This is a genomic window from Pseudomonas sp. NPDC088414, assembly GCF_044753325.1.
GTDB lineage: Bacteria > Pseudomonadota > Gammaproteobacteria > Pseudomonadales > Pseudomonadaceae > Aquipseudomonas.
Map to the genome: position 1 here is coordinate 1 of NZ_JBIVMY010000047.1, position 24,132 is coordinate 24,132.

At 60.9% G+C, this 24,132-nt stretch carries 25 protein-coding genes; 14 read left to right on the forward strand and 11 right to left on the reverse strand.

Going from position 1 to position 24,132, the window contains the following annotated elements; genetic code table 11:
- From mreB to tldD, 8 genes are all read left to right on the forward strand, one after another.
- Window positions 1-767, forward strand: a 767-nt coding sequence (gene mreB, locus ACIP8I_RS25790; RefSeq protein ID WP_400764714.1) for a rod shape-determining protein MreB, incomplete at its 5' end; no start/stop codon positions are given.
- A 141-nt stretch (window positions 768-908) separates the two neighbouring features.
- Window positions 909-2,018 (forward strand): rod shape-determining protein MreC, encoded by a 1,110-nt coding sequence (gene mreC / locus ACIP8I_RS25795; protein ID WP_400764731.1) that lies wholly within the window; start codon window positions 909-911, stop codon window positions 2,016-2,018.
- Window positions 2,018-2,509, forward strand: coding sequence for a rod shape-determining protein MreD (mreD, locus tag ACIP8I_RS25800; protein ID WP_007961576.1), 492 nt, complete (start codon window positions 2,018-2,020; stop codon window positions 2,507-2,509). Before mreC ends, mreD begins: the two co-directional genes overlap by 1 nt.
- 44 nt (window positions 2,510-2,553) lie before the next feature.
- Entirely contained in the window at window positions 2,554-3,150 is a 597-nt protein-coding gene (locus ACIP8I_RS25805; protein ID WP_400764716.1) for a Maf family protein, read from the forward strand.
- 58 nt (window positions 3,151-3,208) lie between these two features.
- Window positions 3,209-4,666: a ribonuclease G gene (gene rng / locus ACIP8I_RS25810; protein WP_400764717.1), complete on the forward strand. Its 1,458-nt coding sequence runs from the start codon at window positions 3,209-3,211 to the stop codon at window positions 4,664-4,666.
- Between the two features lie 75 nt (window positions 4,667-4,741).
- Entirely contained in the window at window positions 4,742-8,545 is a 3,804-nt protein-coding gene (locus ACIP8I_RS25815) for a YhdP family protein (protein WP_400764718.1), read from the forward strand.
- 138 nt (window positions 8,546-8,683) lie between these two features.
- Entirely contained in the window at window positions 8,684-9,544 is an 861-nt protein-coding gene (locus tag ACIP8I_RS25820) for a carbon-nitrogen hydrolase family protein (protein ID WP_095139487.1), read from the forward strand.
- Window positions 9,545-9,548: 4 nt separating this feature from the next.
- On the forward strand, window positions 9,549-10,991 hold the full coding sequence (gene tldD, locus ACIP8I_RS25825; RefSeq protein WP_007961588.1) for a metalloprotease TldD: 1,443 nt from the start codon (window positions 9,549-9,551) through the stop codon (window positions 10,989-10,991).
- Window positions 10,992-11,042: 51 nt separating this feature from the next.
- On the opposite strand, the gene yjgA is transcribed toward tldD, so the two are convergent.
- Entirely contained in the window at window positions 11,043-11,567 is a 525-nt protein-coding gene (yjgA, locus tag ACIP8I_RS25830) for a ribosome biogenesis factor YjgA (protein ID WP_003221672.1), read from the reverse strand.
- 108 nt (window positions 11,568-11,675) lie between these two features.
- Here yjgA and pmbA point away from each other — a divergent pair, with 108 nt between their 5' ends.
- The 6 genes from pmbA (at window position 11,676) to ACIP8I_RS25860 (ending at window position 17,006) form a co-directional block, all read left to right on the forward strand.
- Window positions 11,676-13,022, forward strand: a complete 1,347-nt coding sequence (gene pmbA / locus ACIP8I_RS25835; protein WP_400764719.1) for a metalloprotease PmbA — start codon at window positions 11,676-11,678, stop codon at window positions 13,020-13,022.
- A 214-nt stretch (window positions 13,023-13,236) separates the two neighbouring features.
- Complete coding sequence (locus ACIP8I_RS25840; protein WP_400764720.1) at window positions 13,237-13,644, forward strand: FagA protein; 408 nt, start codon at window positions 13,237-13,239, stop codon at window positions 13,642-13,644.
- On the forward strand, window positions 13,625-15,001 hold the full coding sequence (locus ACIP8I_RS25845) for a class II fumarate hydratase (RefSeq protein ID WP_400764721.1): 1,377 nt from the start codon (window positions 13,625-13,627) through the stop codon (window positions 14,999-15,001). Before ACIP8I_RS25840 ends, ACIP8I_RS25845 begins: the two co-directional genes overlap by 20 nt.
- 27 nt (window positions 15,002-15,028) lie before the next feature.
- Window positions 15,029-15,469: a hypothetical protein gene (locus ACIP8I_RS25850; protein WP_007967199.1), complete on the forward strand. Its 441-nt coding sequence runs from the start codon at window positions 15,029-15,031 to the stop codon at window positions 15,467-15,469.
- A 1-nt stretch (window position 15,470) separates the two neighbouring features.
- A complete protein-coding gene (locus ACIP8I_RS25855; RefSeq protein WP_400764723.1) occupies window positions 15,471-16,082 on the forward strand; it encodes a superoxide dismutase in 612 nt (203 codons plus the stop codon).
- A 30-nt stretch (window positions 16,083-16,112) separates the two neighbouring features.
- Window positions 16,113-17,006, forward strand: coding sequence for a ZIP family metal transporter (locus ACIP8I_RS25860; protein WP_007967203.1), 894 nt, complete (start codon window positions 16,113-16,115; stop codon window positions 17,004-17,006).
- Between the two features lie 81 nt (window positions 17,007-17,087).
- On the opposite strand, the gene ACIP8I_RS25865 is transcribed toward ACIP8I_RS25860, so the two are convergent.
- The 10 genes from ACIP8I_RS25865 to ACIP8I_RS25910 all read right to left on the reverse strand — a co-directional run bounded on the left by ACIP8I_RS25865 (window position 17,088) and on the right by ACIP8I_RS25910 (window position 24,115).
- Complete coding sequence (locus tag ACIP8I_RS25865; RefSeq protein ID WP_003221684.1) at window positions 17,088-17,363, reverse strand: HPr family phosphocarrier protein; 276 nt, start codon at window positions 17,361-17,363, stop codon at window positions 17,088-17,090.
- A gap of 15 nt (window positions 17,364-17,378) precedes the next feature.
- Window positions 17,379-18,236, reverse strand: coding sequence for an RNase adapter RapZ (rapZ, locus tag ACIP8I_RS25870; protein WP_007967205.1), 858 nt, complete (start codon window positions 18,234-18,236; stop codon window positions 17,379-17,381).
- 2 nt (window positions 18,237-18,238) lie between these two features.
- Window positions 18,239-18,703, reverse strand: a complete 465-nt coding sequence (gene ptsN / locus ACIP8I_RS25875; protein WP_007967207.1) for a PTS IIA-like nitrogen regulatory protein PtsN — start codon at window positions 18,701-18,703, stop codon at window positions 18,239-18,241.
- 12 nt (window positions 18,704-18,715) lie between these two features.
- Window positions 18,716-19,024, reverse strand: a complete 309-nt coding sequence (gene hpf / locus ACIP8I_RS25880) for a ribosome hibernation-promoting factor, HPF/YfiA family (RefSeq protein ID WP_329696072.1) — start codon at window positions 19,022-19,024, stop codon at window positions 18,716-18,718.
- A gap of 73 nt (window positions 19,025-19,097) precedes the next feature.
- Window positions 19,098-20,591 carry an RNA polymerase factor sigma-54 gene (locus ACIP8I_RS25885; protein ID WP_400764726.1) on the reverse strand — a complete coding sequence of 498 codons (1,494 nt, stop codon included), beginning with the start codon at window positions 20,589-20,591 and terminating at the stop codon, window positions 19,098-19,100.
- Between the two features lie 187 nt (window positions 20,592-20,778).
- Entirely contained in the window at window positions 20,779-21,504 is a 726-nt protein-coding gene (gene lptB, locus ACIP8I_RS25890; RefSeq protein WP_007967211.1) for an LPS export ABC transporter ATP-binding protein, read from the reverse strand.
- A complete protein-coding gene (lptA, locus tag ACIP8I_RS25895) occupies window positions 21,504-22,049 on the reverse strand; it encodes a lipopolysaccharide transport periplasmic protein LptA (RefSeq protein WP_007967212.1) in 546 nt (181 codons plus the stop codon). The genes lptB and lptA overlap by 1 nt, the downstream gene beginning before the upstream one ends.
- A complete protein-coding gene (gene lptC, locus ACIP8I_RS25900) occupies window positions 22,036-22,608 on the reverse strand; it encodes an LPS export ABC transporter periplasmic protein LptC (protein WP_007967214.1) in 573 nt (190 codons plus the stop codon). The genes lptA and lptC overlap by 14 nt, the downstream gene beginning before the upstream one ends.
- An 8-nt stretch (window positions 22,609-22,616) precedes the next feature.
- Window positions 22,617-23,141, reverse strand: coding sequence for an HAD family hydrolase (locus tag ACIP8I_RS25905; RefSeq protein ID WP_007967216.1), 525 nt, complete (start codon window positions 23,139-23,141; stop codon window positions 22,617-22,619).
- Complete coding sequence (locus ACIP8I_RS25910) at window positions 23,141-24,115, reverse strand: KpsF/GutQ family sugar-phosphate isomerase (protein WP_027610849.1); 975 nt, start codon at window positions 24,113-24,115, stop codon at window positions 23,141-23,143. Before ACIP8I_RS25910 ends, ACIP8I_RS25905 begins: the two co-directional genes overlap by 1 nt.
- Window positions 24,116-24,132: the final 17 nt, after the last annotated feature.

The following is a 24,132-nucleotide window of genomic DNA, read 5'->3' on the forward strand; positions in this document are numbered from 1 at the left end:
ACTTTATCAACAAGGTTCACGAAAACAGCTTTCTGCAGCCCAGCCCTCGTGTGCTGATCTGCGTTCCATGCAAATCCACCCAGGTTGAGCGTCGTGCCATCCGTGAATCGGCCCTCGGTGCCGGTGCCCGTGAAGTGTTCCTGATCGAAGAGCCGATGGCGGCTGCGATCGGTGCCGGCCTGCCGGTTGAAGAGGCACGCGGTTCGATGGTCGTCGATATCGGTGGTGGTACCACTGAAATCGCGCTGATCTCCCTGAACGGTGTGGTCTATGCCGAATCCGTCCGCGTGGGCGGCGACCGCTTCGACGAAGCGATCATCACCTACGTGCGCCGCAACTACGGCAGCCTGATCGGTGAATCGACTGCCGAGCGCATCAAGCAGGAAATCGGTACGGCCTACCCGGGCGGCGAAGTGCGCGAAGTCGACGTTCGCGGTCGCAACCTGGCCGAAGGCGTTCCACGCGCATTCACCCTGAATTCCAACGAAGTGCTGGAAGCTCTGCAAGAGTCCCTGGCCACTATCGTTCAGGCTGTGAAAAGCGCCCTGGAGCAATCGCCGCCGGAACTGGCTTCCGACATCGCCGAGCGTGGCCTGGTGCTGACCGGCGGTGGCGCACTGCTGCGTGACCTCGACAAGTTGCTGGCCCAGGAAACCGGTCTGCCGGTGATCGTTGCCGAAGATCCGCTGACCTGCGTTGCTCGCGGCGGTGGCCGTGCATTGGAAATGATGGACAAGCACACCATGGACCTGCTCTCCAGCGAATAAGCGCCGGTTTGCAATACGTGGGTGAACGCACAGGCAGCACTTTGCAGTGCTGCCTGTTGGCGTTTATCTTCTGTCAGTCTTCATCCAGGCCGGTTTGATGCCGTATGAATAAACAGAATATTTGCCTGGGAGGAGCGGCTTATTAAACCGCTTTTCGCCAAAGGCCCTTCGTTGGGTGTGCGCCTGTTGGTGCTGGCCGTGCTGTCGGTCGCGCTGATGGTGGTCGATGCCCGCTTCGACCTGCTCAAACCCGCGCGCAAACAAGCGTCGCTGGTGTTAATGGACGCCTACTGGATCACCGACCTGCCCGGACGGCTGTGGGAAGGGATCGCCAGTCAGTTCGGCAGCCGCACCGAGCTTGTCGCCGAAAACGAAAAACTCAAGACCGAGAACCTGCTGTTGCAGGGGCGCATGCAGAAGCTTGCCGCCCTTACCGAGCAGAACGTGCGGCTGCGCGAGTTGCTCAATTCCTCCGCACTGGTCAACGAAAAGGTCGAAGTGGCCGAGTTGATCGGTATGGACCCCAATCCCTTCACCCATCGCATCATCATCAATAAAGGTGAGCGCGATGGCGTGGTGCTCGGTCAGCCGGTGCTCGATGCGCGCGGTCTGATGGGCCAGGTGGTCGAGTTGATGCCGTACACCTCCCGGGTGCTGCTGCTGACCGACACCACTCACAGCATTCCTGTCCAGGTGAACCGTAACGGTCTGCGGGCGATTGCCAGCGGCACCGGCAACCCGGAACGTCTGGAGCTGCGGCATGTTGCTGATACCGCCGACATCAAGGAAGGCGATCTGCTGGTCAGCTCCGGCCTCGGTCAGCGCTTCCCGGCCGGTTATCCGGTGGCGACGGTCAAGGAAGTCATTCACGACTCCGGCCAGCCGTTCGCGATTGTCCGTGCGGTGCCGACCGCGGCGCTGAATCGCAGCCGTTACCTGCTGCTGGTATTCAGCGACAACCGCACCGCCGAAGAGCGCGCCAACGATGCGGCGCAGGCCCAGGAAAATCTTGATGCGCAGGGCGGTGGCCCGATGCTTCCGGCCACGGTGCCGAAAGTCGTCAACCCACCGGCGGCGGCAACGCCAGCTGCAGCAGCCGCTCCAGCTCCAGCTGCTGCGGCCAGCACTACGCCGGCCAAACCTGCGGCCAAACCAGCGGCGGCGAGCAAGCCGCCAGCATCCCATCCGGCTGCGCGACCGGCGGCGAAACCGCCCGCCACTGCGCCGGCCAATACCGGGAGGCAAGAATAATGGTCGGGGCTACTGCTTCGCGTAACGGCTGGATTGTCTGGCTGACGTTTGTCGTCGGCATCCTGCTGAGTGTTTCACCGCTGCCGATGTTCATGGAAATCCTGCGCCCGCTGTGGCTGGCCTTGCTGCTGACCTTCTGGGCGTTGTACATGCCGCATACGGTCGGCATGGTCACCGCGTTCTGCCTGGGGCTGGCCGAAGACGTGCTGCAGGGCGATCTGCTTGGTCAGAATGCCTTGATCCTGACGCTGATCACCTTCCTGGTGCTGTCGTTGCAGCAGCGTCTGCGGATGTTCCCGATGTGGCAGCAATGCCTGGTGATCCTGGTGATCTTCGGCCTCGCTCAACTGGTTCAATTGTGGCTCAGCGCCTTGACCGGCAATCGTCAGCCCACTCTGGCGCTGGTATTGCCGGCACTGGTCAGTGCCTTGCTCTGGCCTTGGGTCAGCTTCGCTTTGCGTGGATTGCGCCGGCGCTACAAAATCAACTGATTCGGTCAGGCATGTGCCCGCACCTCGACAAGGGAGATGTCTTGATGAAGCCGCTTTACCTCGCCTCTGGTTCGCCGCGTCGGCGTGAGTTGCTCACGCAGATCGGCGTGCCGTTCTCCGCCATCAGTGCGGACATCGATGAAACCCCGCTCCCTGAAGAATCGCCCTCGGCCTATGTCGAACGCCTGGCGCGCGGCAAGGCCGAGGCCGGTCGGCGCACGCGGGTGTCCGACGCGGCGTTTTGCGTTCTGGGCGCGGACACCGCGGTGGTGCTCGACGGCAAAATTCTTGGCAAACCGGTGGACGAAGCCGATGCATGCGCCATGCTGATGATGTTGTCCGGCAAGGAGCATGAAGTGCTGACTGCCATCGCCGTGCTCGAAGGCCAGCGCTGCGAGTCGCGCGTGGTGCGCAGTCTGGTGCGGTTCCGCCCGATCAGCCGCGAAGAGGCTGCGGCCTACTGGGCCAGTGGCGAACCCCGGGACAAGGCCGGCGGTTATGGTATTCAGGGCCTCGGCGCGGTGTTTGTCGCCGGGCTCAATGGCAGCTATTCGGCGGTGGTCGGGCTGCCGGTTTGCGAAACCGCAGAACTGTTGGGCCATTTCGGCATACCCTGTTGGCAAAACCTGAACGCGCAATGAGCGTCGTACGAATCAAGATGCGGCCATTATCGTGAACATGCCTGAACGAGACCCTGCCATGAGTGAAGAGATTCTGATCAACATCACGCCGATGGAATCGCGCGTGGCGGTGGTCGAAAACGGTGTGCTGCAAGAAGTCCACGTCGAGCGCACGCAGAAACGCGGGATCGTCGGCAACATCTATAAAGGCAAGATTGTCCGGGTGCTGCCGGGCATGCAGGCGGCATTCGTCGACATTGGTCTGGATCGCGCCGCGTTCATTCATGCCTCGGAAATTTCTTTGCGCGAAGGCCCAGCGGTGGAAAGCATCAGCGCGCTGGTGCACGAAGGTCAGAGCCTGGTGGTGCAGGTGACCAAGGACCCGATCGGCTCGAAAGGTGCGCGGCTGACCACGCAGTTGTCGATTCCGTCGCGCTATCTGGTGTACATGCCGCGCACCGCCCACGTCGGCATTTCCCTGAAAATCGAAGACGAAGCCGAGCGCGAGCGCCTCAAGCAGGTGGTCAGCGATTGTGTGGCCAAGGAAGGGATCAAGGAGGCCGGAGGCTTCATCCTGCGTACCGCCGCCGAAGGTGCCGGGGCCGATGAAATCCTCATGGACATCCGTTACCTGCGCCGTCTGTGGGATCAGATCAGCGAGCAGATCAAGACAGTCGGCGCGCCGAGTGTGATCTACGAAGACCTCGGCCTGGCCCTGCGCACCTTGCGCGATCTGGTCAGCCCGAAAATCGAGAAAATCCGCATCGATTCCCGGGAAACTTTCCAGAAAACCACGCAGTTCGTCGCCGAACTGATGCCGGAAATCGCCGATCGTCTGGAACACTATCCGGGCGAGCGGCCGATTTTCGACCTGTATGGCGTCGAAGACGAAATCCAGAAAGCCCTCGAGCGCAAAGTACCGCTCAAGTCCGGCGGTTATCTGGTGGTCGATCCGGCCGAAGCCATGACCACCATCGACGTCAACACCGGCGCGTTTGTCGGCCATCGCAACCTTGAAGAAACCATCTTCAAGACCAACCTCGAAGCCGCCACCGCGATTGCCCGGCAGATGCGCCTGCGCAATCTGGGCGGGATCATCATCATCGACTTCATCGACATGGAAGATGAAGAGCATCAGCGCCAGGTGCTGCGCACCCTGGAAAAACAGCTCGAACGTGATCACGCCAAGACCAACATCATCGGCATCACCGAGTTGGGCCTGGTGCAGATGACCCGCAAGCGCACTCGCGAAAGTCTTGAGCAAGTACTGTGCGAGCCGTGCAGCAGTTGTCAGGGCCGTGGCAAGTTGAAGACCCCGGAAACCATCTGTTACGAGATATTCCGCGAGATTCTGCGCGAAGCCCGCGCCTATCAGGCCGAGGGCTACCGGGTGTTGGCGAACCAGAAAGTGGTGGACCGTTTGCTCGACGAAGAGTCTGGTAACGTCGCCGAGCTTGAAGGGTTCATTGGCCGCACCATACGCTTTCAGGTCGAAACCATGTATTCCCAGGAACAATATGACGTGGTGCTGCTCTGAGATCCTGCGGCACCTTCAATCCAAAACGGCTGGCCTCAGCTTTTCGCAGTTTTAACGCCATGGGAGCCAACTGACATGGAGCGTCTGACACGCATTCTGGCCGCACTGACCCGCTGGGGGCTGGGCCTGTGCGCGTTGGTTCTGGTGTTGATGGCGTTGTACGTCAGCCTCGGTCGGGAACTGACGCCGCTGGTGGCGGAATACCGCACCGATATCGAAGACAAGGCCACGGCTGCGCTCGGCATGCCGTTACAGATCGGCGAACTGGAAGGCAACTGGAGCGGTTTCGCGCCGATTCTGCTGGCCCATGATGTGATGGTCGGTGAGGGCGCGAATGCCTTGCGTCTGGATCGGGTACGCGTGGTGCCTGATCTCTGGGCCAGTCTGCTGGCCCGCGAAGTGCGCATCGCCCACCTCGAACTGAACGGCCTGAAGATTAGCGTCAAGGAAGCACAGGACGGCACCTGGGCGCTGGAAGGCCTGCCGGTGCAGAACGACCAGCCGCTGGATCCCCAGCAACTGTTCAATCGCTCGCAGATGGTTCAGCAACTGTCGGTGCTCGACAGTCAGGTGACCGTGCAGCCGCTGGATCAGGCGCCGATGACCTTTACCTACGTCGGTCTCAATCTGAAAACCGGCAGCAGCCGTCAGCGTCTCGATGCTCGTCTGACCTTGCCCGACGGGCAACCGGTGGCGATGAGCCTGCGTACACGGATTCGCCCCTCTCAATTGCCGGACAGTTCGGTGGAAGGTTATGTCAGCCTGCCGCAAAGCGACTGGTCGAAGTGGCTGCCGGAGCGTTTGACCCAACAATGGAATTTTTCCGAGATCAAGGCGGGCGGCGAACTGTGGGTGAACTGGAACGACGGCGCTCTGCAAAGCGCCGCCATCCGTTTGAACGCACCACAAGTGACCGGCGCTTACGCCGAGCGCAAGCCGATCAAGATCAGCAATCTGGCGCTCAACGGCTATTACCAGCGTGATGACGAGGGCGCGATTGTCACTCTCGATTCGCTGGCGATGAACTTCGGCGAGACCCGTTGGGAATCCCATGTGCAGCTCAAACAGACGGTGGCCACCGATAAAGCCGATGAGCTGTGGCATTTGCAGGCCGACCGCCTCGATCTGACGCCGATCACGCCGCTGCTCAATGCGCTGGGGCCATTGCCCGAAAGCGTCGCCCCGGTGGTCGACCACCTGAAGGTGACGGGTGGACTGCGCAACGTGCTGCTGGATTTTCGGCCCAACGCCACCGACGGCTCGAAATTCGGCTTCGCTGCCAACCTCGATAATGTCGGTTTCGATGCCTATCACGGTGCACCGGCAGCGCGAAACGTCAGTGGCAGCCTCAGTGGCAACCTCGACGGTGGCGAGCTGCGCCTGGACAGCAAGGATTTCGTCCTGCACCTCGACCCGATCTTCGCCAAGCCATGGCAATACATCCAGGCCAACGCCCGCCTGACCTGGAAGCTCGACAAAGAAGGTTTCACCCTGATCGCGCCCTACCTGAAAGTGCTGGGCGAAGAGGGCAAGATTGCCGGCGACTTCCTGATCCGCCTGCACTTCGACCATAGCCAGGAAGACTACATGGACCTGCGCGTCGGGCTGGTCGATGGCGACGGCCGCTACACCGCCAAATACCTGCCCGAAGTCCTGAGCCCGGCCCTCGACGAGTGGCTGCGCACGGCGATTCTTAAAGGCGCCGTGGATCAGGGCTTCTTCCAGTACCAGGGTTCGCTGAGCAAAAACGCCAAGGACGTGGATCGCAGCATCAGCCTGTTCTTCAAGGTGCATGACGCCGAGCTGGCGTTCCAGCCGGGCTGGCCGCACGTGAGCAAGGTCAGCGGCGATGTGTTCATCGAGGACAGCGGCGTGCGTATCGTGGCCGACAAGGGCCAGTTGCTCGACACCCAGGTCAATGACGTCTTCGTCAACATTCCCCATGTGGCGGCCGGGCAACCTACCCATCTGTTGCTCGACGGCGGATTTGCCGGCGGGCTGGGCGATGGCTTGAAGATTCTGCAGACCGCGCCGATCGGTACTGGCGAAACCTTTGCTGGCTGGGAGGGCGAGGGCGACCTGCAGGGCAAGGTCAAACTCGACATCCCGCTGGAAAAGGGCGATCTGCCGAAGATCCTCGTTGACTTCAAGACCGCCAATGCACGCCTGAAACTGGCTGAACCCAAGCTGGAACTGAGTCAGCTCAAGGGCGATTTCCGCTTCGACAGCGCCAAGGGGTTGAGCGGGCAGAACATTGCCGCCAGGGCTTTCGACAAACCCGTCACCGCACAGATTTTTGCTGATGGCAGCCCTAACAAGCTCAAGACTCGGGTCGCGGCTTCCGGGCAGGTCGAGGTCAAAAAACTCACTGACTGGCTGGGCGTGACTCAGCCGTTGCCGGTGTCCGGGACCCTTCCGTATCAGTTGCAGGTCAACCTCGACGGCACCGACAGCCAACTGACCGTCAGTTCCAGCATGAAAGGCGTCGCGGTGGATCTGCCGGCACCGTTCGGCATGTCGGCCGAGCAGGGTCGTGACACGGTGTTCCGCATGACGCTGCAAGGTGCGGAGCGGCGTTACTGGGTCAGCTACGATCAACTGGCAAGCTTTACCTTCGCCTCGCCGCCGAGCAATATCGCCGATGGTCGCGGTGAGCTGTTCCTCGGTACGGGCGACGCGGTTCTGCCGGAGGCCAAGGGCTTGCGCATTCGCGGTGTGCTGTCGGAGTTGGACGTCGCGCCGTGGCAGGATCTGGTCAGCAAATACGCCGGCAACGACCCGGGTGGCAGCGCCAAGCAACTGCTCAACAGTGCCGATTTCAAGGTGGGCAAACTCACCGCGTTCGGCACCACGCTGGATCAGGCCGCCGTGCAGGTCAATCGCAAGCCGTGGGCGTGGAACCTGGCGCTGGACAGTCAGCAGGCCAAGGGTTCGGCCAGCCTGCCCGATGCCAAGGGGGCGCCGATCGCGGTCAATCTGCAATACGTACGCCTGCCGGCGCCGGATCCGACGGTGCAGGCTGACGAGAATTCGCCCGATCCGCTGGTTTCGGTTGACCCGACGAAAATTCCCGCGCTGGATATCACCATCAATCAGTTGTTCCTCGGCCAGGATCTGGTGGGCGGCTGGTCGCTGAAAGTGCGCCCGACCGCCAAAGGTATCGCCCTGAACAATCTCGACATGGGCCTCAAGGGCATCCTGTTGCAGGGCAATGGCGGCTGGGAAGGAGCGCCGGGTTCGACCAACAGCTGGTTCAAGGGCCGGATCAGCGGCAAGAACCTCGCCGATGTGCTCAAGGGCTGGGGCTTTGCGCCGAGCGTGACCAGTGAAGAATTCCACATGGACGTCGATGGCCGCTGGCCAGGCTCGCCGGCATGGCTGGCGACCAAGCGCTTCTCCGGCACGCTGGATGCCTCGCTCAATAAAGGTCAGTTCGTTGAAGTGGAGGGCGGTGCGCAGGCGTTGCGGGTGTTCGGTCTGCTCAACTTCAACTCCATCGGCCGCCGCCTGCGTCTGGACTTCTCCGACTTGTTTGGCAAAGGCTTGAGCTACGATCGAGTCAAGGGCCTGTTGGTGGCTAATAACGGCGTGTATGTCACCCGCGAGCCGATTCGTCTGACCGGTCCTTCGAGCAATCTTGAGCTGGACGGTACGCTGGATCTGGTCGGCGATCAGGTCGATGCGAAATTGCTGGTGACCTTGCCGGTGACCAACAACCTGCCGATTGCCGCGTTGATCGTCGGCGCACCGGCGGTCGGCGGGGCATTGTTCCTGATCGACAAGCTAATCGGCGACCGCGTCGCACGCTTCGCCAGCGTCAAGTACACGGTCAAAGGTCCGTGGAAAGAGCCGAAAATCACCTTCGACAAGCCTTTTTGAGTAGCATGAGGCTTTCCCCCGTGTAGGAGCTGCCGCAGGCTGCGATCTTTTGATCTGGTTTTTAAAAAGCAAAATCAAAAGATCGCAGCCTGCGGCAGCTCCTACAGTGATAAGTGGACTCCCTGTCAGGAAGCGGCCATGTCTTTAGCGGTGATTCAAATGGTCAGCCAGAGCGATGTGCTGGCCAATTTGGCGCAGGCCCGACGCCTGCTCGAACAGGCCGCGGCCAGCGGCGCGAAGCTGGCGGTGCTGCCGGAAAACTTCGCTGCCATGGGCCGTCGCGATATCGCCGACATCGGCCGCGCCGAAGCGCTCGGCGAAGGGCCGATCCTGCCATGGTTGAAACAGACCGCCCGCGACCTCAAGTTATGGATAGTGGCCGGCACCTTGCCGTTGCCGCCACTCGGGCAACCGGACGCCAAGTCCCACGCCTGTTCGCTGCTGGTCAACGATCAGGGCGAAACCGTTGCGCGGTATGACAAGTTGCACCTGTTCGATGTCGATGTGGCGGACAATCGCGGGCGGTATCGCGAATCCGATGACTATGCTTATGGCAGTGGCGTGGTGGTGGCGGACACGCCGGTTGGCCGAGTTGGCCTGACCGTGTGTTACGACCTGCGCTTCCCGGAGCTGTACAGCGAGTTGCGCGCCGCCGGTGCCGAGTTGATTACCGCTCCGTCGGCCTTCACCGCAGTGACCGGTGCGGCGCATTGGGACGTGCTGATTCGCGCCCGTGCCATCGAGACCCAGTGTTACGTGTTGGCGGCAGCGCAGGGCGGGACCCATCCGGGACCGCGTGAGACCTTCGGTCATGCGGCGATCATCGATCCGTGGGGCCGGGTGCTGGCGCATCAGGATCAAGGCGAGGCGGTATTGTTGGCCGCACGCGACAGTGATGAACAAGCGTCTATCAGGGCGCGAATGCCGGTGACCAATCACCGGCGGTTTTTCTCGCAGGGCGCACAGCGTCCTGCCTCAGAACACGAATTTAAGGCGTAAACCTATGAGCGAGTTGTTGTCCTCAGTCAGTGATCACCTGTTGGCGCCCGGCGGCGTGACCATCGAAAGCCTGCAAGGCGTGCTCGGTGACCTGGCCGGCCCGGGTATCGATGCTGCCGACCTGTATTTCCAGGGCCAGATTTCCGAGTCGTGGTCGCTGGAAGACGGCATCGTCAAGGAAGGCAGCTTCAACCTCGACCAAGGGGTCGGCGTGCGTGCGCAGTCCGGCGAGAAAACCGGTTTTGCCTACAGCAACGCGATCACCCTCGAAGCCCTCGGTGCTGCGGCTCGCGCTGCGCGCTCGATCTCCCGCGCCGGGCAGAACGGCACGGTGCAGGCGTTCAGCACTCAGGATGTCGCACAGCTGTACGCGCCGGACAACCCGCTGGAAGTGCTGAGCCGCGCCGAGAAAGTCGAGCTGCTCAAGCGCATCGACGTCGCTACCCGCGCCCTCGACCCACGGATTCAGCAGGTCAGCGTGAGCATGGCCGGGGTCTGGGAACGGATTCTGGTGGCGTCCACCGACGGTGGCCTGGCCGCTGATGTGCGTCCGCTGGTGCGTTTCAACGTCAGCGTGATCGTCGAGCAGAATGGCCGTCGCGAGCGTGGCGGACATGGCGGCGGCGGGCGAACCGACTACCGTTATTTCCTCGCCGAAGACCGCGCCATGGGTTATGCCCGTGAAGCGCTACGTCAGGCACTGGTCAATCTGGAAGCGATTCCGGCACCGGCCGGCACCTTGCCTGTCGTTCTCGGTTCGGGCTGGTCCGGCGTGCTGCTGCACGAAGCGGTCGGTCATGGTCTGGAAGGCGATTTCAACCGCAAGGGCAGTTCGGCCTACAGCGGGCGCATGGGCGAAATGGTTGCCTCCAAGCTCTGCACCATTGTCGATGACGGCACGTTGAGCGGTCGTCGCGGCTCGCTGAGTGTCGACGACGAAGGCACCCCGACCGAGTGCACCACGCTGATCGAAAACGGCGTGCTCAAGGGCTACATGCAGGACAAGCTCAACGCACGCCTGATGGGCGTGGCCCGTACCGGCAACGGTCGTCGCGAGTCCTACGCGCATCTGCCGATGCCGCGCATGACCAACACTTACATGTTGGGTGGCGAGAGCGATCCGGCGGAAATCATCGCGTCGGTGAAGAAGGGCATCTACTGCGCCAACCTTGGCGGCGGTCAGGTCGACATCACCAGCGGCAAGTTCGTGTTTTCCACCAGCGAGGCGTACCTGATCGAGGACGGCAAGATCACTGCGCCGGTCAAGGGCGCGACGTTGATCGGCAACGGCCCCGAGGCGATGAGCCGGGTGTCGATGGTCGGTAATGATCTGGCGCTGGACAGCGGTGTGGGCACGTGCGGCAAGGACGGGCAGTCGGTACCGGTGGGTGTCGGTCAGCCGACGCTGAAGATCGATGCGATTACCGTGGGTGGCACGGGCGCATAAAAAGAGGTGGAGCTGCGGGTGGCGCGCAGGGCGGCCACCCGATGGCGAGTATCAACGCAGGCCGCGTTGGGTATCGTCCAGCTCACGGATGTACTTGAAGATCTTGCGGCTGGAAGCAGGAGGTTTGTTTTGCGCAACCTCGTGCTGAGCCTGACGGATCAGGGAACGCAGTTGCTGGCGATCGGCGTCCGGGTATTCGACGACGAATTTCTCCAGCACGGCATCGTCACCGGCGATCAGGCGGTCACGCCAGCGTTCGAGGTTGTGGAAACGCTCGTTGTACTGACGGGTGGAGGCATCGAGTTGATCGAGCAGGACCAGAATCGCGTCAGTGTCCTGATCGCGCATCAGTTTGCCGATGAACTGCAGGTGCCGTTTACGCGCGATGTTCGCGGTGTGCTTGGGCGCATCGGCCAGGGCCCGGCGCAAGGCGTCGGTCAATGGCAGTTTTGCCTGCAAGTCGGGCTTGAGTGTTGTAAGGCGCTCGCCAAGGTCAACCAGAGCATGCAGCTCGCGTTTGACCTGAGATTTGCTTTTTTCTCCCGTATCGAGGGAGTCGTCGTAAGAATCAACCATGGTGGCAGTCCGCAAAGAAACGCCGCCATGATAACCAGTCGGGGGCCGCTTGTCCGGCCCGGTCGCTCGATGACCCCAGCCGAAAGCAGAATTTGAGTGGAGATGAGCATGAGTGCAGTTCAAAGCGTCGGCCCGCAAGCATTGCCGGCACTGCAGGAACAGGTCGAGCAGATCATCGCCGAAGCCAGGCGTCAGGGCGCCAGTGCCTGTGAAGTCGCGGTGTCGCTGGAGCAGGGTTTGTCGACGTCGGTGCGCCAGCGTGAGGTCGAGACGGTCGAGTTCAACCGCGACCAGGGCTTTGGCATCACCCTGTACGTCGGCCAGCGCAAAGGCTCGGCCAGCACCTCCGCCACCGGGCCGGACGCGATTCGTGAAACCGTTGCCGCTGCACTGGCGATCGCCAGGCACACCTCTGAAGACGAAGCTTCGGGCCTCGCCGATGCGGCGCTGATGGCCAGGGATGTGCAGGATTTCGACCTGTTCCACGAATGGGACATTACCCCGGAGCAGGCCATCGAGAAGGCGTTGCTCTGTGAAGCCGCCGCGTTCGACGCCGATGCGCGAATCAAGAACGCTGACGGCACCACCCTCAGCACGCATCAGGGCTGCCGAGTGTACGGCAACAGCCACGGTTTCATCGGTGGTTACGCGTCGACCCGGCACAGCCTGAGCTGCGTGATGATCGCCGAAGCCGAGGGCCAGATGCAGCGCGATTACTGGTATGACGTCAATCGCCAGGGCAGCCTGCTGGCGGATCCGGTGAGCATCGGCCAGCGTGCCGCGCAACGTGCCGCGAGCCGTCTGGGCGCGCGTCCGGTGCCGACCTGCGAAGTGCCGGTGCTGTTTTCCGCCGAGCTGGCGGGCGGCTTGTTCGGCAGCTTCCTGTCGGCGGTGTCCGGCGGCAGTCTGTATCGCAAATCATCGTTCCTCGAAGGCACGCTGGGGCAGAAGCTGTTTCCGGAATGGCTGACCATCGATGAGCGTCCACACCTGATGCGCGCCATGGGCAGTGCGTCCTACGACGGTGATGGTCTGGCCACCTATGCCAAACCGTTCGTCGAGAAGGGCGAGTTGGTGTCGTACATTCTCGGCACCTACTCCGGGCGCAAACTCGGCATGCCGAGCACCGCCAATGCCGGTGGTGTGCACAACCTGTTCGTCACTCACGGTGATGAAGACCAGGCGGCGCTGTTGAAACGCATGGGCCGTGGCTTGTTGGTTACCGAGTTGATGGGCCATGGTTTGAACATGGTGACCGGCGATTACTCGCGTGGTGCGGCGGGTTTCTGGGTCGAGAACGGCGAAATCCAGTTCGCGGTGCAGGAAGTGACCATCGCCGGCAACATGCGCGACATGTTCAAGCAGATCGTTGCGGTCGGTAATGATCTGGAACTGCGCAGCAATATTCGCACGGGGTCGGTGTTGATCGAGCGGATGACTGTCGCGGGTAGCTAAGCTCCCATCTGCACAAAAAGGCGCGCCATCCACCCGGATGGCGCGCCTTTTTCATGTCCGCCCTGTAGGAGCTGCCGCAGGCTGCGATCTCTTGATCTTGTGTGTAAAAGCAAAATCAAAAGATCGCAGCCTGCGGCAGCTCCTACACAGCGGTCTTGTTTTGGTTCTCATTATCATCTAATAATGAATCTCATCTCCGAACGAGTCCCGGATCATGAGTTCTGCCTTGCACGAGCAGCCGTACCTCGAAAGCTGGCGCTGGATGAGTCGCCAGATCCGTTGCGCGATGGATCCTGACGAGCCGCGCCTGATCGAACATTACCTGGCCGAAGGCCGTTATCTGGCCTGCTGCACCGCGACTTCCCCGTGGACCATCGCTAAAACCTCCTTCCGTTTGCTGCTCGACACGGCCACCGACATCGCCTTGCCGTGGCACTGGCGCAGCCTGTGTCTCGATCAAGCCTGGCGGCCGCTGCGTGAAATGGAGCGCCTGTCGCTGTGCAACTGCCGGCTCCAGCGCTGGCAGCGTTACACCTGGCAACTGGCGACCTGCGAGTTGCTTCCCTCGATTCCTCTCATTGAATTAGTCCAAGGATTTACCGATGACCAAGACACGTATTGAGCGCGACAGCATGGGCGAATTGCAGGTGCCGGTGGACGCTCTCTACGGCGCGCAGACCCAGCGTGCAGTGGATAACTTCCCGATCAGCGGCAAGCCGATGCCAACGCAATTCATCCGTGCGCTGATCCTCGCCAAAGCCGCCGCGGCGCGGGCCAACGTCGAACTCAACCAGCTCAGCGCCGGCCAGGGCAAAGCCATCAGCGATGCCGCGCAAGGCCTGCTCGAAGGCGACTTCATGCAGCATTTTCCGGTGGATATCTTCCAGACCGGCTCCGGCACCAGCTCCAACATGAATGCCAACGAAGTGATCGCGACCCTCGCCAGCCGCCTGCTCGGCGAGCCGGTCAACCCGAACGATCACGTCAACTGCGGCCAGAGCAGCAACGACATCATTCCGACCACCATCCACGTCAGCGCCGCCCTGGCGTTGCACGAACAACTGCTGCCGGCGCTGTTGCATCTGGTGCAGGTCATCGAAAACAAGGCCGAACAGGTGCACCACCACGTCAAAACCGGCCGCACACACTTGATGGACGCGATGCCAGTGCGCATGAGCCAGGTGCTCAATGGCTGGGCGCAGCAACTCAAGGCCAACATCGCTCATCTCCAGGATTTGCTGCCGAGCCTGCAATCGCTGGCGCAGGGCGGCACGGCGGTCGGCACCGGGATCAATGCGCATCCGGAATTCGCCGCGCGTTTCAGCCGCCAGCTCAGTCAGCTGACGAATGTGCAATTCACTCCAGGCAAGGATCTGTTCGCGCTGATCGGCTCGCAGGACACCGCCGTTGCGGTCTCCGGTCAGCTCAAGGCCACCGCCGTGTCGCTGATGAAAATCGCCAACGACTTGCGCTGGATGAACTCCGGCCCGCTCGCCGGTCTCGGCGAAATCGAGCTGGAGGGCCTGCAGCCGGGCTCGTCGATCATGCCGGGCAAGGTCAATCCGGTCATCCCGGAAGCCACCGCCATGGTCGCCGCACAAGTGATCGGCAACGACTCGGTGATCACTATCGCCGGCCAGTCGGGCAACTTCGAACTGAACGTGATGCTGCCGATCATCGCGCAGAACCTGCTGAGCAGCATTGAGCTGCTGGCCAATTCCAGCCGCTTGCTCGGTGACAAGGCCATCGCCAGCTTCAAGGTCAACGAGTCGCGGCTCAAGGAAGCGCTGTCGCGTAACCCGATTCTGGTCACCGCGCTCAACCCGATCATCGGCTACCAGAAAGCCGCCGAAATCGCCAAGCAGGCCTACAAACAGGGGCGCCCGGTGATCGATGTCGCGCTGGAACATACCGACTTGTCGCGCAGCCAACTGGAAGAGTTGCTCAATCCCGAGAAACTCACCGCCGGCGGCGTGTAAATCCCGCAACCGCTTTGGAGGCTCACCATGGAGCACTGGAAACGCACGATCGAACGGGCCAATCGCTGCTTCATGCTGGGCGAGCTGATCGATGCCCGCGAGGCTTACTTGCAGGCCCTGGCCCTGGCGCAAGTGCTGTTCGAACGCTGGGCCGATGCCGACGAAGCGGTGGCGGCCTGCGTCATCTCCCATCACAACCTGGCGGATCTGCACCTGCGCCTGAATCAGCCGGAGGAGAGCGCCGAGTACCTTTGCGCGATTCATCAACGGCTGTTGCAGACCATGCAGGACGAGCGCCTGCGTCCGGCCCTGCGGGAAGCGGCGCTGCGCCAGAGCAGCAAGACCTACGTCGAACTGCTGAATTTCATCAGCGAACACGGCGAATATCCGCGCACCCAGCGCCTGCTGCACCCGGACACCGGCAATGCACGCCGCGCGTCAGCCTCACATCACCATGGAGTCCACTGAAATGGCTTTTACCTTGCCCGCCTTGCCGTACGCCTACGACGCCCTGGAACCGCACATCGATGCGCAAACCATGGAGATTCACTACACCAAGCATCACCAGACCTATATCAACAACCTCAATGCCGCCGTCGAAGGCACCGAGTACGCCGAATGGCCGGTGGAAAAACTCGTCGCCAGCGTTCAGCAGTTGCCGGAAAAACTCCGCGCGGCGGTGATCAACCAGGGCGGCGGCCACGCCAACCATTCGTTGTTCTGGGAAGTCATGGTGCCCAACGGCGGTGGCAAGCCGAACGGCGCGCTGGCCAAGGCGATCGAGGAGCAACTGGGCGGTCTCGACAGTTTCAAGGAAGCCTTCACCAAAGCCGCGTTGACCCGTTTCGGCAGTGGCTGGGCCTGGCTCAGCGTGACTCCGGAGAAAAAACTTATCGTGGAAAGCAGCGGTAATCAGGACAGCCCGTTGATGAACGGCAACACGCCGATTCTGGGTCTGGACGTCTGGGAACACGCCTACTACTTGCGTTACCAGAACCGTCGTCCGGAATACATCAACGCGTTCTACAACGTGATCAATTGGCCTGAAGTTGCCGCGCGCTATCAGGCGGCACTGGTTTAAGTCATCTATAAAAACAATCCAAGGCTGACTATGGGCACTGAAACACTGGCGATTGGCGGTGGGCGCATGTTTCGTTACGCGGTCGGGTCGCTGTTGCTGCTGGCGGGCATCACCTTGCTCGCGGCGCATGGGCTGGAATGGCTGGATCTGCAGCCGAAACTGTCGCGGGCCTTGCAGGGTGGCGCGATCTGCGCCCTCGGCACGGCGCTCGGTGCGGTGCCGGTGCTGGTGATCCGGCGCATGCCGCAGAGGCTCAGCGATACGCTGCTGGGTTTCGGCGCCGGCGTGATGCTGGCGGCGACCGCTTTTTCGCTGATCGTGCCGGGCATTGCCGCGGCCGAAAGTCTGGGCCTGACACCCTGGGCCGCCAGTGGTCTGATCTGCTTCGGCATCATGCTCGGTGCATTCGCTCTGTATCTGGTGGATCTGAAACTGTCCGGCGCCTCACCGGAAATGCTCGTCGGTACCCCCGAACACCCGGTGATCCCGCCAAGGATCTGGTTGTTCGTCTTCGCCATCATTGCTCACAACATCCCCGAAGGCATGGCGGTGGGGGTGTCTGCTGGCGGCGGCATGCCGGATGCCGACAGTCTGGCGATGGGCATCGCCTTGCAGGATGTGCCGGAGGGGCTGGTGATTGCGCTGGTGTTGGCCGGAGCGGGGATGTCGCGGGTCAGAGCGTTCCTGATCGGGGCGGCGTCAGGGCTGGTCGAGCCGGTATTTGCACTTCTGTGCGCGTGGCTGGTCAGTCTGGCGGAGCTGTTATTGCCGTTGGGGCTGGCGCTGGCGGCGGGGGCGATGTTGTTGGTGGTGACGCATGAGATCATCCCGGAATCGCGCCGCCATGGGCATGACAAGCTGGCCAGCCTAGGCTTGCTGATCGGCTTCTGTCTGATGATGGTGATGGATACCGCATTGGGCTGAAAAAAGATCGCAGCCTTCGGCAACTCCTACATTGGAATGCGTTCACTGTAGAAGCTGCCGCAGGCTGCGATCTTTTAACGTTCAACCGCCTTCATCGAAGTAGTTGTTGATCAACGCCACCAGCGCATCCAGCGCTTCCTGTTCCTGATGGCCTTCGGTACTCAGATAGATCTTCGTGCCCTTGCCGGCGGCGAGCATCATCATCGCCATGATGCTTTTGCCATCCACCGTGGTTTCCGGTGTGCGACCCACTCTGATCGTGCAATCCGGGAACTGCCCCGCCACCCCGACGAACTTGGCCGACGCCCGGGCATGCAGGCCCAGTTTATTGATGATTTCGATTTCCAGAGCAGGCATCGCGGTGTGAATCCTTTAAGTGAGGTCGCGGTGGCGAACCTGGACGTTCTTCAGGGTTTTCTGCAGGGCCTGACCCAGGCGTTCGGTAAGGTAAACGGAGCGGTGATGTCCGCCAGTGCAGCCAATGGCAATGGTGACATAGGCGCGATTGCTCGCCGCAAAGCGCGGCAGCCATTTATTCAGGTAGCCGTAGATGTCCTGGAACATCTCTTCGACCTCCGGCTGCGTCGCCAGATACTCGGCGACCGGTGCGTCGAGTCCGGATTGTGCGCGCAATTCAGGCTTCCAGTACGGATTGGGCAGGCAGCGCACGTCGAACACCAGATCCGCGTCCACCGGCATGCCGCGCTTGAAACCGAACGATTCAACCAGAAATGCCGTCCCCGGCTCCGGCTGGTTCAGCAGGCGCAGTTTGATGGTATCGCGCAACTGGTACAGATTCAGATTGGTGGTGTTGACCTTGAGATCGGCCAGGTCGGCAATCGGGCCGAGCAGGGCGGTTTCATCTTCGATCGCTTCGGCCAGTGAGCGGTTGGCGGTGCTCAGCGGGTGGCGACGGCGGGTTTCCGAGAAGCGTTTGAGCAAGGTTTCTTCGTCGGCATCCAGATACAGCACATCACACTGGATGTGTCGGGCGCGGACTTCTTCGAGCAACTCGGGGAAGCGTGACAAATGACTCGGCAGGTTTCGCGCATCGATCGACACAGCCACCAACGGCTGAGCCAGCTCGGTATGAATCAGGGCGCGTTCGGCGAGTTCCGGCAGCAGACCGGCCGGCAGGTTGTCGATGCAGTAGTAGCCGTTGTCCTCAAGAACATTCAGGGCGGTACTTTTACCCGAGCCGGAGCGGCCGCTGACGATGATCAAACGCATGATTAGTGACCGTTCTGCTCGCTCAGGACGACCTGATACAAGGCTTCATTGCTCGGTGCGCTACGCAGTTTTTCGCGCACTTCCTTGCGGTCGAGCATGCTGGCGATCTGGCGCAGTAATTCCAGATGAGCATCGGTGGCCGCTTCCGGGACCAGCAAGACAAACAGCAGGTCAACCGGTGCGCCGTCGATTGCATCGAAATCGATGGGCGCTTCAAGGTGCATCAAAGCGCTGATAGGCGCTTCGCAGCCCTTGAGACGACAGTGGGGGATGGCGATGCCGTTGCCGAAACCGGTGGAACCGAGTTTCTCACGGGCGATCAGTGCCTCGAAGACATCTTGCATCTCCAGATCCGGCACTTCGCGGGCGATCAGGTTGGCAATCTGTTCGAGGGCTTTCTTTTTACTGCCGCCCGGCACGTTCACCAGGGAACGGCCGGGGGTCAGGATACTTTCAAGTCGGATCATGGGTTGGGGGTGTTAACGACCTGTCGCGCCCTGAAGGAGGCTCTGGGTCTTTTCCTTATGCTTTTTGAGTTGGCGATCCAGCTTGTCGGTCAGTGAGTCGATCGCAGCGTACATGTCGGTATCTTCTGCGTTGGCGACCACTTCGCTGCCGGGGATATGCAAGGTGGCTTCGATTTTCTGCTTCAGCTTTTCGACGCACATCGTGACTTGCACGTTGGTGATCTTGTCGAAATGCCCCTCCAGCCTCTTGAGCTTTTGCTCAACGTATTCACGAAGAGGTTGGGTCACTTCCAGTTGGTGTCCACTGATGTTGACTTGCATACAGCTTCTCCTTCGTTGCCAGTGCATAAAGCGGCAGGCCGAACAGCCTGCCACTGGAACGCTGTAACGTGGCTTACATCAACCGCTTGCGTTCGCTCGAAGGCGCGATCCCTAGGGATTCACGGTACTTGGCGACGGTGCGGCGAGCCACCTGAATGCCTTGTGCCTCCAGTAAACCAGCGATCTTGCTGTCACTCAACGGCTTTTTCTGATTTTCCGCTGCAACCAGTTTTTTGATGATCGCGCGGATCGCCGTGGACGAGCATTCACCGCCTTCGGAGGTGCTTACATGGCTGGAGAAAAAGTATTTCAGTTCATAAATGCCCCGTGGGGTATGCATGAATTTCTGCGTGGTGACCCGGGAAATCGTCGATTCGTGCATGCCTACCGCTTCGGCGATGTCGTGCAGGACCAACGGCTTCATGGCTTCGTCGCCGTATTCCAGGAAACCGCGCTGATGCTCCACGATCTGGGTGGCCACTTTCATCAGGGTTTCGTTGCGGCTCTGCAGGCTCTTGATGAACCAGCGTGCTTCTTGCAACTGGTTGCGCATGAAGGTGTTGTCGGCGCTGGTGTCGGCGCGACGGACGAAACCGGCGTACTGCGCGTTGACCCGCAAACGGGGCACCGACTCCTGATTCAATTCGACCAGCCAGCGCTCGTTGTCCTTGCGCACAATGACGTCTGGCACCACGTACTCGGCTTCGGTCGATTCGATCTGTGAGCCCGGGCGTGGATTGAGGCTTTGCACCAGTTCGATGACCTGACGCAGCTCGTCTTCCTTGAGCTTCATGCGCCGCATCAACTGGCTGTAGTCACGACTGCCGAGCAGATCGATGTAATCGCTGACCAGACGTTTGGCTTCGTTGAGCCACGGGGTCTTGGCCGGGAGCTGACGCAGTTGCAGCAACAGGCATTCGCCGAGGTTGCGCGCGCCGATGCCGGCGGGTTCGAACTGTTGAATGCGGTGCAGAACGGCCTCGATCTCGTCCAGCTCGATGTCGAGCTCCGGATCAAAGGCGTCGAGGATTTCTTCGAGGGTTTCGTCGAGGTAGCCCTGATTGTTGATGCAATCGATCAGGGTCACGGCGATCAGGCGGTCGGTGTCGGACATCGGCGCCAGGTTCAATTGCCAGAGCAAATGGCTTTGCAGGCTCTCGCCGGCGGAGGTGCGGGTGGTGAAGTCCCACTCGTCGTCATCGCTGCTGGGCAGGCTGCTGGCGCTGGTCTGGTAGACGTCTTCCCAAGCGGTATCAACGGGCAGTTCGTTAGGAATGCGCTCGTTCCATTCGCCATCTTCCAGGTTGTCCACCGTCGGGGCGGTTTCCTGATAGGAGGGTTCCTGAATGTCGGTGTTGGGTTTTTGTTCGGCGTTGTCGGCCAAAGGATCGGTATTGTCGAAGTCGTCGCCTTCTTCCTGGCGTTCGAGCATCGGATTGGATTCCAGGGCCTCCTGGATTTCCTGTTGCAGGTCCAGGGTCGACAATTGGAGCAGGCGGATGGCCTGTTGCAGCTGCGGTGTCATCGTCAGCTGCTGGCCCATTCTCAAGACTAGCGATGGTTTCATGGCAGGGGCTTAACACCTTATTCGCCGGCGCGCATGCGCCATCCACTACAGGGCGCCGGAGCGCCAAACTTAAGCAAATTATATGCCTGAAACTGTCGTGTTTGCCTAGAGCGCTGTAACAATTAAAGCGTATTAAATCCTGCTTGAATCGATACAGCGCCCGGGCGGCTCACCGGGCACTATTCGCTTAGAGGCGGAACTCGTGGCCCAGGTACACTTCCTTCACCAGATCGTTGGCAAGGATGGTCGCCGCATCGCCTTCGGCGATCAGTTGACCGTCGTTGACGATGTAGGCGGTTTCGCAGATATCCAGGGTCTCACGCACGTTGTGGTCGGTGATCAGTACACCGATGCCCTTGGCCTTGAGGTGGTGGATGATCTGCTTGATGTCGCCAACCGAAATCGGGTCGACACCGGCGAACGGTTCGTCGAGCAGGATGAATTTCGGTGCGGTCGCCAGGGCGCGGGCGATTTCCACCCGGCGGCGTTCACCACCGGACAGGCTCATGCCGAGGTTGTCGCGGATGTGGCTGATGTGGAACTCCTGCAGCAGGCTTTCCAGTTCCTTGCGACGACCGGCCTTGTCGAGTTCCGTGCGGGTTTCGAGGATGGCCATGATGTTATCGGCCACCGACAGTTTGCGGAAGATCGATGCTTCTTGCGGCAGATAGCCGATACCGGCCTTGGCACGACCGTGCATCGGCTGATGGCTGACGTCCAGATCATCGATCAGCACGCGACCCTGATCGGCCTGCACCAGACCGACGATCATGTAGAAACAGGTGGTCTTGCCGGCGCCGTTCGGGCCGAGCAGGCCAACGATCTGGCCGCTGTCGATCGACAGGCTGACGTCGCGCACAACCTGGCGGCTTTTATAGGCCTTGGCCAGGTGTTGGGCTTTCAGAGTTGCCATTACTGGGTCTTCTCGTCGGTTTTCTTCTTCGGCTGGATCACCATGTCGATGCGCGGACGCGCTTCGGTGACTTTGCTACCGGTAGCGCGACCGGCACTGGCCAGCTTCTTCACTGTGTCATAGACGATTTTCTCGCCCTGAGTGGTGTTGTTGTCCTTGTCGACAACCTTGGCCTTGTCGATCAGCACGACGCGGTTTTGCGCGGCGTGGTACTGGATCGTCACGCCCCAGCCTTGTACCGGCTTTTTGTCGCCCTGAGTCTGCAACTGCTCGAAGTAGGCAAGGTTGCCCACCGAGGTCACCACGTCGATATCACCGGTCGGGGTACGGGTGATGGTCACCGTATTGCCCTTAACGATCATCGAACCCTGGGTGATGATCACGTCACCTTTATAGGTGGCGATGCCATTCTTGTCGTCCAGTTGGGCGTCGTCGGCCTGAATGCGGATAGGTTGCTGCTGATCGTTCGGCAGAGCCCAGGCGCTCACGCTTCCCAGTGCTGCGCCCAGACTGAGCAAAATAGGGAGGGTTTTAACGAGCCTCATACTGTCCTCTTACGTTCGATTGCAGGTGTATCCTGCTGTCCTTCAAATACGCCTTCATTCCCACGCCAGTCGATACACCGCCAGCGCCGTCGATTCTAACGGGTTGCTCGGTCTGCGCATATTGCTGCTGAGGGAACACCGTCATGCGTGTGCTGGTGATCAGGGTGTCGCGGTTCTTTTCATCGGTGCGCTTGATGCGTACCGAGTCGATCAATTCTACCTGCGTTCCGTCCGGATTCACTTCGCCGCGCTCGCTGGTCACGTGCCATGGAAACTCGGTGCCGCGATACATGTTGAGGTCCGGTTTGGTGACCAGTGTCACGTCTGTGGCCTTCAGGTGTTCGGCCTTGTCCGAAGTCATTTCGTACTGCACTTTGCCGTCCGGCAGGTATTGCAGGGTATGCGTATTGGTGGCGTACCAGTCGATTGCAGTGTCTTCGACCTTGACCGCAGGTTTGTCGAGGAACCGTTCCGGACTGATGTTCCAGTAGCCGACCGCCGCAAACATGGCAGCGATACAGCCGAACAGCAGGAAGTTGCGAAATTTTTTGCTAAACATGGTCTGGCTCACAGGTACGCGGCGTTGGCCGCATCGAGGCGGCCCTGGGCGCGCAGGATCAATTCGCAGAATTCACGGGCGGCACCTTCGCCACCGCGGGCCCGAGTGACGCCATGGGCGTGTTCGCGCACGAAATCGGCGGCATTGGCGACGGCCATGCCCAGGCCTACGCGGCGGATCACCGGCAGGTCAGGCAAGTCGTCACCGAGGTAGGCGACCTGTTCATAGCTTAGGCCCAGTTGCGCCAGTAGACCGTCCAGAACCACCAATTTGTCTTCGCGGCCCTGAAACAGGTGCGGGATGCCGAGGTTCTTCGCCCGGCGCTCAACCACCGGTGTCTTGCGGCCGCTGATGATGGCGGTTTCGACACCGGCATTCATCAGCATCTTGATGCCCTGGCCGTCGAGGGTGTTGAAGGTCTTGAATTCGCTGCCGTCTTCGAGGAAGTACAGGCGCCCGTCGGTGAGAACGCCGTCGACGTCGAACACCGCCAGTTTGATCGCTTTGCCGCGTTGCAGCAGATCGGTGGTCATTACATCACTCCTGCACGCAGCAGATCGGAGAGGTTGAAGGCGCCGATCGGGCGATCTTCTTCGTCCACGACCACCAGTGCGTTGATTCGGTGGTCTTCCATGATTTTCAGCGCTTCGGCGGCGAGCATCTCGGGCCGTGCGGTCTTGCCGTGTGCGGTCATGACCTGGTCGATGGTGGCGCTGCGGATGTCGATGCTGCGATCCAGGGTGCGGCGCAAGTCGCCGTCGGTAAAGATCCCGGCCAGCTTGCCATCGGCTTCAACGATCGCGGTCATGCCCAGACCCTTGCGGGTCATTTCCATCAGCGCGTCTTTGAGCAGGGTGCCGCGCTGCACTTGCGGCAGCTCTTGCCCGGCATGCATGACGTTTTCCACTTTCAGCAGCAGGCGTCGACCCAGAGCGCCGCCCGGGTGCGAAAAAGCAAAATCTTCGGCAGTGAAACCGCGCGCTTCCAGAAGCGCCACCGCCAGGGCATCACCCATGACCAGCGCCGCAGTGGTCGAGGAGGTCGGTGCCAGGTTCAGCGGGCAGGCTTCGTGCTCGACGTGAACGTTGAGATTGACTTCGGCGGCCTTGGCGAGCGGCGACTGCGGATTGCCGGTGAGGCTGATCAACTGGATGCCGAGGCGCTTGATCAATGGCAGCAGGGTGACGATTTCGTTGGTCGAGCCGGAGTTGGAGAGGGCGAGGATCACGTCGTCGCGGGTGATCATGCCCATGTCGCCATGGCTGGCTTCGGCCGGGTGGACGAAAAATGCCGGGGTGCCGGTGCTGGCCAGGGTTGCGGCAATCTTGTTGCCGACGTGCCCGGATTTGCCCATGCCGACCACCACCACACGGCCTTTGCTGGCCAGAATCATCTCGCAAGCGCGTACGAAATCGGCGTCGATATGGGGCAACAAGCCTTGTACGGCTTCCACTTCGAGGCGGATGGTGCGTTGTGCCGATTGAATCAGGTCGCTGGATTGGCTCATGTCAGAAATCGTATAGC